The 13,081-nt window shown below is 69.6% G+C and carries 8 protein-coding genes; all 8 read right to left on the bottom strand.

From position 1 onward, the window contains the following. Window positions 1–80: 80 nt before the first annotated feature. A complete protein-coding gene (gene rapZ / locus JOE35_RS09395) occupies window positions 81–962 on the bottom strand; it encodes an RNase adapter RapZ (RefSeq protein WP_209560862.1) in 882 nt (293 codons plus the stop codon). A gap of 52 nt (window positions 963–1,014) precedes the next feature. Then, the gene (gene uvrC, locus JOE35_RS09390) at window positions 1,015–2,982 is read right to left on the bottom strand and encodes an excinuclease ABC subunit UvrC (protein WP_209560861.1); all 1,968 of its coding nucleotides are present in this window, start codon (window positions 2,980–2,982) and stop codon (window positions 1,015–1,017) included. Beyond that, entirely contained in the window at window positions 2,979–5,948 is a 2,970-nt protein-coding gene (uvrA, locus tag JOE35_RS09385) for an excinuclease ABC subunit UvrA (protein WP_209560860.1), read from the bottom strand. The genes uvrC and uvrA overlap by 4 nt, the downstream gene beginning before the upstream one ends. Before the next feature lie 78 nt (window positions 5,949–6,026). After that, entirely contained in the window at window positions 6,027–6,929 is a 903-nt protein-coding gene (locus JOE35_RS09380; RefSeq protein WP_209560859.1) for an SDR family NAD(P)-dependent oxidoreductase, read from the bottom strand. Next, a complete protein-coding gene (gene uvrB / locus JOE35_RS09375) occupies window positions 6,919–8,985 on the bottom strand; it encodes an excinuclease ABC subunit UvrB (protein WP_146900817.1) in 2,067 nt (688 codons plus the stop codon). Before uvrB ends, JOE35_RS09380 begins: the two co-directional genes overlap by 11 nt. Window positions 8,986–8,995: 10 nt before the next feature. Then, window positions 8,996–9,646 (bottom strand): dephospho-CoA kinase, encoded by a 651-nt coding sequence (gene coaE / locus JOE35_RS09370; RefSeq protein ID WP_209560858.1) that lies wholly within the window; start codon window positions 9,644–9,646, stop codon window positions 8,996–8,998. A gap of 111 nt (window positions 9,647–9,757) precedes the next feature. Next, window positions 9,758–11,203, bottom strand: coding sequence for a 30S ribosomal protein S1 (gene rpsA / locus JOE35_RS09365; protein ID WP_123545838.1), 1,446 nt, complete (start codon window positions 11,201–11,203; stop codon window positions 9,758–9,760). A gap of 148 nt (window positions 11,204–11,351) precedes the next feature. Continuing rightward, the gene (locus JOE35_RS09360) at window positions 11,352–13,040 is read right to left on the bottom strand and encodes a DUF885 domain-containing protein (protein ID WP_209560857.1); all 1,689 of its coding nucleotides are present in this window, start codon (window positions 13,038–13,040) and stop codon (window positions 11,352–11,354) included. Window positions 13,041–13,081: the final 41 nt, after the last annotated feature.

Here is a 13,081-nt window from a genome sequence, read left to right as displayed (position 1 = left end):
GTTCCTCTTTCATCAGTCGTTGTCGGGCGTGCGGGGCACGGCCCCGCGCAGCCGGAGGGCGCGCCCGTGCGACCGCCGGGTCACTCCCGGCCCAGGTCGCGGTGCTTCACGGCGACGGCCACCCCGGGGAGCCCGCGCAGATGCGCCGCCAGCTCGCCGACCAGGGTGACGGATCGGTGCTTCCCGCCCGTGCAGCCGATGGCGATCGTAGCGTGTCTCTTGTTCTCGCGCTGGTACCCCGAGAGCACGGGCTCGCAGGCGGCACCGAACGCGCGGACGAAGTCACGCGCTCCGGTCTGGGCCATCACGTAGCTCGTCACCGGCTCGTCCAGCCCCGACTGTGCCCGGAGTTCCGGCACCCAGAACGGGTTCGGCAGGAAGCGGGCGTCGCCGACCATGTCGGCGTCCGCGGGCAGCCCGTACTTGAAGCCGAAGCTCAGCACGGTCACCTGCACCCCGGCCCGCTCGGACTCGGCGAACTTCTCGGTGATGGTCGTGGCGAGCTGGTGGATGTTGAGCTCGGAGGTGTCGATGATGACGTCGCTCGTCTCCCGCAGCTCCTCCATCCGGGAGCGCTCGGCGACGATGCCGTCGAGCAGCGTCCCGTCGCCCTGCAGCGGGTGCGGCCGACGGACCTGCTCGAACCGGCGGACGAGGGCTGCGTCGGTGGCGTCGAGGAACAGGACCCGCACCTTGCTCGGCATGCTCTCTCGGAGGGTGCGCACCGCCTCCTGCGCCTCGGAGAACAGCCGGCCCCCTCGGACGTCGACCACCGCGGCGATCTTGGGCAGGGAGTCGCCGGCGCGCTCGGCGAGGTCGAGCAGGGGGCGCAGCATCTGGGCCGGCAGGTTGTCGACCACGTACCAGCCCAGGTCCTCCAGGGCGTTGCCGACCGTGGATCGACCGGCACCGGACATCCCGGTGACGATCATGACCTCTTGCTGCTCGTGTGCGTCGCTCATGGTGGCGGGGCCTTCGCTGGTGGCGGGTCGGTGCGGGACGGGCGGATCGATTCTAGGCGGGAGCACGGGCCTCGTCGGCCTCGGCCGCGTCCTCGGCTGCGTCCTCGGCTGCCGCGGTCTCGGTCTCGGTCTCGGCCTCGACCGAGACGTCGCCTGCCTCCGCCGACCCGAGCTGACCGACGACCGCCGCGGCGAGCGTCGGGCCGATGCCCCGGATCGACGAGATCTCGTCTGCCGTGGCCAGCTTGAGCCGCTTCACCGAGCCGAAGTGCTTCAGCAGCCGCGCGACCCGCGACGGCCCCAGGCCCGGGATCTCGGCCAGCTGCGTCGTGATGTCGCGCTTGCGGCGCTGTCGCTGGTGCGTGATCGCGAACCGGTGGGCCTCGTCGCGGATCCGCTGGATCAGGAAGAGCGCGTCGGAGTTGCGCGGCAGGATGACGGGGAAGTCGTCGTCGGGCAGCCAGATCTCCTCCAGCCGCTTGGCGATGCCGCAGAGCGCGATGTCGGTCACGCCGGCGTCGTCGAGGGCACGCCGTGCGGCGGCGACCTGGGGCTGGCCTCCGTCGACGATCAGCAGGTTCGGCCGGTAGGCGAAGCGCTTGCGTTCTTCGCCGACCTCGGCCACCGGGGCCAGCTCGTCGTCGAGGCGGGAGAGCCGACGGCTGAGCGTCTGGTAGATCGACTCGGTGTCGTCGGTCGACTGCGGGATGTTGAAGCGCCGGTACTGGTCTTTGCGCGGGAGGCCGTCCTCGAAGACGACCATCGAGGCCACGATGTTGGTGCCCGACAGGTGCGAGACGTCGTAGCACTCCATCCGGAGGGGTGCCTCGGTCATGCCCAGCGCCTCCTGGATGTCGGCCAGGGCGGTCGACCGGGTCGCGAAGTCGGCGCTGCGACGCGTCTTGTAGAGCATCAGCGACTGCTGGGCGTTGAGGGTGGCCGTCTGCATCAGCGCGGCCTTCTCGCCGCGCTGGGCGGTGCGCACCTGGACCTTGCCCCTGCCGCGGATCTCGCTGAGGACGGCCTCGAGGGCGTCGTTGTCGTCGGGCACCGTCGTCACGACGATCTCTCGCGGCACCTCGGAACCGGCGGTGTAGCGACCCTGCAGCACCTGCTCGACGAGCTCGCCCGACGTGATGTCTATCTCTTTGTCGACGACCCAGCCGCGGGAACCGCGGATGCGCCCGCCGCGCACCGTGAAGAGCTGCACGGCGGCCGCCAGCTCGTCTTCGACGAGGGCGTAGAGATCGAGGTCGACGGAGTCGCGGAGCACGACGGCCGACTTGTCGAGCACCGCCTCGAGGGCCTGCACCTGGTCGCGGTACCGCGCCGCGTCCTCGTAGCGCTGCTCGAGGGCGGCCGTCTTCATCGCCTTCTGCTTGTCGGCGATGACCTTCTTGTCGTAGCTGCCCATGAACTTGACGAACTCGTCGACGATCGCCCGGTGCTCCTCGATCGACACCTTGTGCGAGCAGGGCCCGCCGCAGCGACCGATCTGGCCGGGGAAGCACGGCTTTCCGGTCTCCATCGCCTTCTTGTAGCTGCTGTCGGAGCAGGTGCGGATCGGGAAGACCTTGATCATCTGGTCGATCGTGTCGTGCACGGCCCAGATCTTCGGGTACGGCCCGAAGTACTTGGCGCCCTTGATCTTGGGGTTGCGGGTGACCATGACCCGGGGAGCCTCGTCGCCGAGGCTGACGGCCATGAACGGGTAGGTCTTGTCATCACGGAACTTGACGTTGAAGGGCGGGTCGAACTCCTTGATCCAGGTGTACTCGAGCTGCAGCGCCTCGATGTCGCTGCCGACGACCGTCCACTCGACGCTGCGAGCGGTGAGGACCATCCGACGCGTGCGCTCGTGCAGGGTCGGCAGCGGCGCGAAGTAGTTGCTCAACCTCGCACGCAGGCTCTTGGCCTTGCCGACGTAGAGGACCCGGCCGCGTTCGTCCCGCCAGCGGTAGACCCCGGGGTCGGTCGGGATCTCACGCGCTGGCGGTCGCCACGAGACGGTGTTGCTCATCGAGCCTCGACAGCCTCCCGACGTCGGGTGCCCGTCGTCGTCGCGGCTTTCTTCTTCTTGGCAGCTGCCGGGCCGGGCGCGGCGTGGCCCGACTCGAGGATCTCCGCGAGGAAGACGCCGGTGTGGCTCTCGGGCACGGTCGCGAGGTGCTCGGGCGTGCCCGTTGCGAGGACCGTGCCTCCCCCGGCGCCGCCCTCTGGGCCCATGTCGATCAGCCAGTCGGCGGACTTGATCACGTCGAGGTTGTGCTCGATCGTGATCACCGTGTTGCCCTTGTCGACGAGGCCGTCGAGGACGAGCAGCAGCTTGCGCACGTCCTCGAAGTGCAGGCCCGTCGTGGGCTCGTCCAGCACGTAGATGCTGCGCCCGTTCGAGCGCTTCTGCAGCTCGGTCGCCAGCTTGACCCGCTGGGCCTCGCCGCCGCTCAGGGTGGTCGCGCTCTGGCCGAGCCGGACATAGCCGAGGCCGACGTCGACCAGGGTCTTCATGAAGCGCGAGATCGCCGAGATGGGCTCGAAGAAGTCGGCCGCCTCGCTGATCGGCATGTCGAGCACCTCGGAGATGTTCTTGCCCTTGTACTGGACCGCGAGCGTGTCGCGGTTGTACCGCGCGCCCCCGCAGACCTCGCAGGCGACGTAGACGTCGGGCAGGAAGTTCATCTCGATCTTGATCGTGCCGTCGCCTGCGCAGTTCTCGCAGCGACCGCCCTTGACGTTGAAGCTGAACCGGCCCGGCAGGTAGCCGCGGGCCTTCGCGTCGACCGTCTCCGCGAACAGGTTGCGGATGCGGTCGAAGACGCCGGTGTACGTCGCGGGGTTCGAGCGGGGCGTGCGACCGATGGGCGCCTGGTCAACGTGCACCACCTTGTCGAGGTGCTCGAGGCCCGTGACCCGGAGGTGCCGGCCGGGGATCTGGCGAGCACCGTTCAGCTTGTTGGCCATCACCTTGTAGAGGATGTCGTTGACCAGGGACGACTTGCCCGAGCCGCTCACGCCGGTCACGGCGACGAAGACGCCGAGCGGGAAGTCGACGGTGACGTCGCGCAGGTTGTTGGCCTTCGCGCCGACGACGGAGACCACCCGGTCGCGGTCGAGGGGACGACGCGTCGTCGGCGTCGCGATCGAGCGACGGCCGGCGAGGTAGTCGCCCGTGTAGGACTCGGTGTTGGCCAGGAGGTCTTCGTAGCTGCCGGAGTGCACCACCTTGCCGCCGTTGACGCCGGCGCCCGGTCCGATGTCGACCACCCAGTCGGCGGTCTTGATCGTGTCCTCGTCGTGCTCGACGACGATGAGCGTGTTGCCCAGGTCGCGGAGCTTGACGAGGGTGTCGATCAGGCGTCGGTTGTCGCGCTGGTGCAGGCCGATGCTCGGCTCGTCGAGCACGTAGAGCACGCCCGTGAGGCCCGAGCCGATCTGGGTCGCGAGCCGGATGCGCTGGGCCTCGCCGCCGGAGAGCGACCCTGCGGCACGGCCGAGGGACAGGTAGGTGAGCCCCACCTCGAGCAGGAACTCGAGTCGCACGCGGATCTCGCGGAGCACCTGCGCGGCGATCCGCGCCTCGCGCGTCGTCAGCGTGAGCCCGTTCATGAACGCGAACGCGTCGGTCAGGCTGAGCTCGGCGACGTCGGCGATGCTCTGCTCGGCGACCGTCACCGCGAGCACCTCGGGCTTCAGCCGCTTGCCGCCGCAGACGGAGCACGGGATCTCGCGGAGGTACTCGGAGTAGCGCTGGCGCTGCGTGTCGGTCTCGGCCTCGGCGTACTTGCGCTCGATGTAGGGCATCACGCCCTCGAAGCCGGTCGAGTACTTCATCTCACGGCCGAAGCGGTTCTTCCACTTCACCGTCACCTCGAAGTCGTTGCCCTGCAGGACGGCCTGCTGGATGCGTGCGGGGAGCTCGCGCCAGGGGGTCTTGAGGCTGAAGTCGAGGTCGGCCGCGAGGCCCTCGAGCAGCTTCTGGAAGTAGTTGTAGAGGCCCTTGCCCGAGTTCGTCCAGGGCAGGATGACGCCCTCGGCCAGGCTCAGGTCCGGGTCGCCGAGCACGAGGTCGGTGTCGACCGACATGCGCGTGCCGAGGCCGGAGCACTCGGGGCAGGCGCCGAAGGGCGCGTTGAACGAGAACGTGCGGGGCTCGATCTCGGTGAGCTGCACGGGGTGGCCGTTCGGGCACGAGAGCTTCTCGGAGAAGGTGCGGTACTTGCCCGCGGCATCGGCGTCCGTGTCGACGAAGTCGACCGTGACGAGGCCGTCGGTGAGGCGCAGCGCGGTCTCGAGCGAGTCGGTGAGGCGCGTGAGGCCATCGTCGGAGGCGACGAGACGGTCGACCACGACCGAGATGTCGTGCTTGACCTGCTTCTTGAGCTTGGGGGGCGAGCTCAGCTGGACCTGCTCGCCGTCGACGATCGCACGGGAGTAGCCGCTCGAGGCGAGCTCGGCGAAGAGGTCGACGAACTCGCCCTTCTTCTGCGACACGACGGGGCTGAGCACCTGGAAGCGCGTGCCGGTCTCGAGCGTCATCAGCTGGTCGGCGATCTGCTGAACGGTCTGGCGACTGATCACCTCGCCGCACACGGCGCAGTGGGCGATGCCGATGCGGGCCCAGAGCAGGCGCATGTAGTCGTAGATCTCGGTGATCGTGCCGACCGTGGAGCGCGGGTTGCGGTTCGTCGACTTCTGGTCGATCGACACGGCGGGGCTGAGGCCCTCGATGAAGTCGACGTCGGGCCGGTCGACCTGCCCGAGGAACTGCCGGGCGTAGGCGGAGAGCGACTCGACGTAGCGGCGCTGGCCCTCGGCGAAGATCGTGTCGAACGCGAGGGACGACTTTCCCGACCCGGAGAGGCCGGTGAAGACGACCATCGAGTCACGCGGGATCTCGAGGTCGACGTTGTCGAGGTTGTGGACTCGGGCACCCCGCACGCTGAGCACGGAGGAACCTTCTACGGGTGAGATTGACACTCTTACCATTCTACGGAAGCCCCTGACATCGAGTTCGGCCGACGATGAGATCGACCGGCCGGCGAGGCCAGGAGGAGCGTCCGCGCGCTAGAGGACGGGTTCTGTGTGGGTGAGCTCGGCAGAGACGGCCCAGAGCCGTTCTGCGGAGGCTCGGTCTCGCGCGTGGTTCTTCGTCGGGACGACGGCGGGCGGGCCGGTCAGCTGGAACCACCCGGAGGGGCCCCAGTATTCCCCGCCCTGCACCTCGGAGCCGACGGTCGCGTGGACGAGGGGCTCGGCCCCTGCCTCCTTGCCCTGGGAGAAGACGTGCATGGCGGAGGTGACGACCGCCGGTGGCCGACGCGGCTCGACCACGGGCGGCCGCGGGTCGCTGAGCGACTCCCACGACAGCCCCGGGTGGGCGATGACGCTCGACACGGACGAGCCCGAGGCCCGGAGGCGCCGGTCGAGCTCGAGGCCGAACGTCATGACCGCGAGCTTCGACCGTGCGTAGGCGACGGCGCCCGAGTAGCTCGACACCATCATGGGGTCGTCGAGGTCGAGGCGGACGAAGCGGTGGCTGATGCTGCCGAGGTGCACGATGCGGCCGCGAGGCGATTCGGAGAGCGTCGGCAGCAGGTGCGAGACGAGCGCGAAGTGCCCGAGGTGGTTCGTGCCGAACTGGAGCTCGAACCCGTCCGCCGTCGTCTGACGGCGACGCGAGCCGACGACCCCCGCGTTCGCGAGGAGCGCGTCGACGCCGCCCGCTGCGGTGAGCGCGTCCGCGCCCGACCGCACCGAGGACAGGTCTGCGAGGTCGAGGTCGACGGTCGACACGTCGGCGCCGGGGACGCGGTCGCGGACGGCGTCCGCAGCCCGGACAGCCCGCTCGGGACTACGGGCGGCCAGCACGACCTGGTGGCCGAGGGCGGCGAGGCGCTCGGCCGCGAAGTAGCCCAGCCCCGCGGTCGCCCCCGTGACGACGACGCGGAGGCGGCGATCAGCGGGCATGGCCGGCCGCCTCCATCTGGCGAAGGTCTCGCTTGAGGTCGGCGACCTCGTCGCGGAGGCGCCCGGCGAGCTCGAACTTGAGCTCGGCGGCAGCCTGCAGCATCTGGTCGTTGAGGTCGGCGATGATCGACTCCAGCCCGTTCGCCGCGTTCGCGGCCTTGCCCTCTCGACGGAGGTTCGGCGTCGGGGCGCGCTTGCCGCCCTGGCGGCCGGCCAGCAGCTCGGCCGTGTCGGCACCCTCGCGGGCGAGGACCTCGGTGATGTCGGCGATCTTCTTGCGGAGCGGCTGGGGGTCGATGCCGCGCTCGAGGTTGTAGGCGACCTGCTTCTCGCGTCGGCGGTCTGTCTCCTCGAGGGCGTTGCGCATCGAGTCGGTCATGACGTCGGCGTACATGTGCACCTCGCCGGAGACGTTGCGCGCCGCGCGGCCGATGGTCTGGATGAGCGACGTCGACGATCGCAGGAAGCCTTCTTTGTCAGCGTCGAGGATGGCGACCAGGGACACCTCGGGCAGGTCGAGGCCCTCGCGGAGGAGGTTGATGCCCACGAGGACGTCGTAGACGCCCTGGCGCAGCTCGGTCAGCAGCTCGACGCGTCGGAGGGTGTCGACGTCGGAGTGCAGGTAGCGGACCCGGACCCCGGCCTCGGTGAGGAAGTCGGTCAGCTCTTCGGCCATCTTCTTGGTGAGGGTCGTGACGAGCACGCGCTCGTCCTTCTCGACGCGGACACGGATCTCGTCGAGCAGGTCGTCGATCTGGCCCTCGGAGGGCTTGACCACGATCTGCGGGTCGACGAGTCCCGTGGGGCGGATGATCTGCTCGACCACGCTGTCGGTGATGCCGAGCTCGTACTTGCCAGGGGTCGCCGACAGGTAGACCTTCTGCCCGACCCTGCCGAGGAACTCCTCGAACTTGAGCGGGCGGTTGTCGAGCGCGCTCGGCAGCCGGAAGCCGTGGTCGACCAGCGTGCGCTTGCGCGACGCGTCGCCTTCGTACATAGCGCCGATCTGCGGGACCGTCACGTGCGACTCGTCGATCACGACGAGGAAGTCGTCGGCGAAGTAGTCGAGGAGGCAGTGCGGCGCCTCACCCGGACCTCGGCCGTCGATGTGTGCGGAGTAGTTCTCGATGCCGTTGCAGAAGCCGATCTGCTCCATCATCTCGAGGTCGAAGGTCGTGCGCATGCGGAGGCGCTGCGACTCGAGCAGCTTGCCCTGCTTGTCGAGCTCGTCGAGACGGGTCGCGAGCTCTTCTTTGATGGTGCCGATGGCACGGTGCATCACGTCGGTGCCCGCGACGTAGTGCGAGCCGGGGAACACCGAGACCGAGTCCATCGTGCGGACGACGTCGCCCGTCAGCGGGTGCAGCGCGTACAGCGCCTCGATCTCGTCGCCGAACATCTCGATGCGGATGGCGAGCTCTTCGTACATCGGGATGATCTCGATGGTGTCGCCGCGCACCCGGAAGTTGCCGCGGGAGAAGTCGATGTCGTTGCGCTGGTACTGCATCGAGACGAAACGCCGGATCAGCGTCTCGCGGTCGATCTTCATGCCCACCTGCAGGGCGATCATCGCCTGCATGTAGCCCTCTGGCGTGCCGAGGCCGTAGATGCAGGACACCGTGGAGACGACGATGACGTCGCGGCGGCTGAGGAGCGAGTTGGTCGTGGAGTGCCTCAGCCGCTCGACCTCGGCGTTGATCGAGCTGTCTTTCTCGATGAAGGTGTCGGTCTGCGGGACGTACGCCTCTGGCTGGTAGTAGTCGTAGTACGAGACGAAGTACTCGACGGCGTTGTGCGGGAACATCTCGCGGAACTCGTTGGCCAGCTGCGCGGCGAGGGTCTTGTTGTGGGCCAGGACGAGGGTCGGGCGCTGGACCTGCTCGACCAGCCAGGCGGTGGTCGCGGACTTGCCGGTGCCCGTCGCGCCGAGCAGCACGACATCGGTCTCGCCCGCGTTGATGCGCCCCGCGAGCTCGGCGATGGCGGCCGGCTGGTCACCGCTCGGCTCGTACTCGCTGACTACTTCGAAGGGGCGGACACTGCGGGTCGGTTCCATGTCTCCGAGTCTAGGAGCGACCACTGACACTCGGCCCCGAGGGGCCCGCCGCCTTCGCCGCTGACAGCGAACGCAGCACCTCGGCGACCTCGTCGGCCCGCGCGAGGGTCGCCTCCAGCGAGATCGACGAGTCGACGACGATGTCGGCCACGGCGAGGCGGGCCTCGTCGTCGGCCTGCGCGTCCACCCGCCGGACCGCCTCCTCCTCGCTCATCCCCCGGAGCTCGACGAGCCGGCCGATGCGGACGTCGCGGGGCGCGTGCACGACCACGACGACGTCGAACTCGGCTGCGCCGCGCGTCTCGACCAGGAGGGGGACGTCGTAGACGACCACCCTCGCCGGGTCGTCGGCCACCGCCTCCTGCATGCGCCGGCGGGAGAGCTCGCGGACGGCAGGGTGGGTGATCGCCTCGAGGTCACGCCGGGCCGCCAGGTCGGAGAAGACCAGGGCGCCGAGCGCGGGCCGGTCGAGGTCGCCCGACGGCGTCAGGACGTGGTCTCCGAAGCGCCGCCGGATCGCCTCGAGTCCGGGCGTGCCCGGCGCGACGACCTCGCGGGCGAGCTGGTCGGCGTCGACGTGGGCCGCGCCCCGCTCGGCGAGACGGCGGGACACGACGCTCTTGCCGGCGGCGATGCCCCCGGTCAGGCCACAGACGAACATGCGTCGAGGCTACCCGGGACCGCGGCCCCGGAACGCCGAACGGCGGCCCCCTCGAGGAGGGGACCGCCGTTCGAGTCGGTCAGGCGCCGAGGCGCCGCGACCTGGGTGTGACTAGTTGCTGCTGGACAGCTTCTCGCGCAGAGCGGCGAGCGACTCGTCGTCGGCGAGGGTGCCGGCACCGGCGGTCTCGCTCGAGAAGGTCGAGCCCGAGGGAGCCTCGAACGAGGCCTCTTCGGTGAGCGACGCGGCGACCTGCTTCTTGTGCGCCTCCCAGCGAGCCTGGGCGGCAGCGTAGTCCTGCTCCCACTTCTCGCGCTGCGAGTCGAAGCCCTCGCGCCACTCGTTCGTCTCCGGGTCGAAGCCCTCGGGGTACTTGTAGTTGCCCTGGTCGTCGTACTCGGTGAGCATGCCGTAGAGCGCCGGGTCGAACTCGGTGCCCTCGGGGTCCACGCCCTCGTTGGCCTGCTTGAGGCTCAGCGAGATGCGGCGACGGTCGAGGTCGATGTCGATGACCTTGACGAACACCTCGTCGCCGACGGCGACGACCTGCTCGGCCAGCTCGACGTGCTTCGCCGACAGCTCGGAGATGTGCACGAGGCCCTCGATGCCGTCCGCGACGCGGACGAACGCGCCGAAGGGGACGAGCTTCGTGACCTTGCCCGGCGCGACCTGTCCGATGGCGTGGGTGCGGGCGAAGACCTGCCACGGGTCCTCCTGCGTCGCCTTGAGCGAGAGCGACACGCGCTCACGGTCGAGGTCGACCTCGAGGATCTCGACGGTGACTTCCTGACCGACCTCGACGACCTCGCTGGCGTGCTCGATGTGCTTCCAGCTGAGCTCGGAGACGTGCACGAGGCCGTCCACGCCGCCGAGGTCGACGAACGCGCCGAAGTTGACGATCGAGGAGACGATGCCCTTGCGGACCTGGCCCTTGTGCAGGTTGTTGAGGAACGTGGTGCGGCTCTCGGACTGCGTCTGCTCGAGGAGCGCACGGCGCGACAGGACCACGTTGTTGCGGTTCTTGTCGAGCTCGAGGATCTTCGCCTCGATCTCCTGGCCCAGGTAGGGCGTGAGGTCGCGGACGCGGCGCAGCTCGATGAGCGACGCGGGCAGGAAGCCACGGAGGCCGATGTCGACGATGAGGCCGCCCTTGACGACCTCGATGACCGTTCCGGTGACGACGCCGTCGGCGTCCTTGATCTTCTCCACGTCGCCCCAGGCACGCTCGTACTGAGCGCGCTTCTTGGACAGGATCAGACGGCCTTCCTTGTCCTCCTTCTGGAGGACGAGGGCCTCGACGGTGTCGCCGACCTCGACGACCTCGGTCGGGTCGACGTCGTGCTTGATCGACAGCTCGCGCGAGGGGATGACGCCCTCGGTCTTGTAGCCGACGTCGAGGAGGACCTCGTCGCGGTCGATCTTGACGACGGTGCCCTCGATGAGGTCGCCGTCGTTGAAGAACTTCAGGGTCTTCTCGACCGCGGCCAGGAAGTCATCAGCGGATCCGATGTCGTTGATGGCGACCTGCTTGGGTGCCTTGGTCGTTACGGTTGTCATGTAGTTAGTGCTCCAGTGAAAGCATGTATCGGGCCGTGGTCGTCCCGGAGGGCTGGGCCTTCTCGGGGGTGTCGACCGCGGCGTGCGGACAGATCGGCGCAGATAGCGCTGGTACATACTACCTGCGCGTCGCCCCGACGGGCAACGATCAGGAGAGCAGCGCGCGCCGCAGCGTGTCGAGCCCCACGCCCCCGAGCTGGAGCGCCTCGCGGTGGAACGCGCGGAGGTCGAAGTCCGCCCCCTCGCGACGAGCCCGCTCGGCCCGCAGGTCCTCCCAGATGCGCTGTCCGACCTTGTACGAGGGCGCCTGGCCCGGCCAGCCGAGGTACCGGTCGACCTCGAAGCGCACGAACTCGTCGTCCATGTTGACGTTGGCGCGCATGAACGACAGCGCCGAGGCGTGGCTCCAGGGCTCGGTCGAGCCGGGGAGGGTCTTGCCGAGGTGCACGCCGATGTCGAGCACGACCCTCGCAGCCCGCATCCTCTGTCCGTCGAGCATGCCTAGCCGGTCGCCCGGGTCCGACAGCCAGCCGAGCTCGTCCATGAGCCGCTCAGCGTAGAGGGCCCACCCCTCCGCGTGGCCCGACGTGCCGGCGAGCTGACGCCGCCAGGTGTTCAGCAGGGCGCTGTTGTAGACCGCCTGGCCGAGCTGGAGGTGGTGCCCCGGCACGCCCTCGTGGAACACGGTCGTCGTCTCGCGCCAGGTGCCGAAGCTCGTGACGCCCTCCGGCACCGACCACCACATCCGGCCGGGGCGGGAGAAGTCGTCGCTGGGGCTCGTGTAGTAGATGCCGCCGTCCTTCGTGGGCGCGATCCGGCACTCGAGGCGCCGGACGGGCTCCGGCACGTCGAAGTGCGTGCCGGCGAGCTCGGCCACGGCGCGGTCGCTGAGCTGCTGCATCCACTGCTGCAGCGCCTCCGTGCCCTCGAGCTGCCGGGCAGGGTCGGCGTCGAGGACGGCGATCGCGCGCGCCACGTCCGCGCCCGGCTCGATCTCGCGGGCCACCGCCTCCTGCTCGCTCGTCATCCGGGCGAGTTCGTCGAGGCCCCACTCGTACGTCTCGTCGAGGTCGACGGTCGCTCCGAGGAACCGCCTCGAGTGCAGGGCGTAGGCGTCACGGCCGACGCCGTCCTCGACGGCGGCCGCGGGCAGCAGCTCGTCGAGCAGGAACCGGCGGGCCTCGAGATAGCCCTCCCCCGCAGAGGAGGCGCCCCTCGCGAGGTCGGACGCGAGCGCCGACGAGGGGGCGGTGCCGTCGGCCAGTCGTGCGGACGAGGCGAGCTCGGCGAAGAAGCCGTCCGGAGAACCGATCCGAGCGCACTGCTCAGCGACCGCCTCCACCTGACGCCGCGCCGGCACGACGCCCTCCGCGATCCCCTGGCGGAGGGTCTCGACCAGCTGCCCGAGGGCCTGGTCGACCCTGCCGAGGCGAGAGGCGACGTCGGCCCAGTCGCCCTCGGTCTCGGTGGGCATGAGGTCGTAGACCTCGCGGATCGCCTGGAGCGGCGAGGCGATGACGTTCAGGTCGCGCAGCTGCAGGCGCTGCTCGGCGTACTCGAGGTCGAGGCGGAGCTCGGCTCCGAGGTCGTCCTGGGTGACGCGGTCCACGTCGTCGACCGGCGTCGCGGCCTCCAGCTCGGCGAGCACGCGCCGGACGGCCTCGACGTGGCGCTCGTGGCCGGCCGGCGAGTAGTCGCCGTACTCGCCGGTGCGGCCCTCGCGCCCGATCCACGTCGCCGTGGTGGGGTCGAGGTCGACGAGCTCGTCGACCCAGCGCTCGGCGATGCCGTCGATCGGGGTCTGCGGGCGGACGGGAGGCGTCGTGGGCTCGGTCATGGGTCGAGGCTAGCGACACGACGGCGGGGCGTCCCCTCGAC

It is taken from the genome of Frigoribacterium sp. PvP032, from assembly GCF_017833035.1.
Taxonomy (GTDB): Bacteria; Actinomycetota; Actinomycetes; order Actinomycetales; family Microbacteriaceae; genus Frigoribacterium.
The sequence above is the reverse complement of the archived record's forward strand: the minus strand, read 5'-3'. Positions and strand labels throughout refer to the sequence as shown.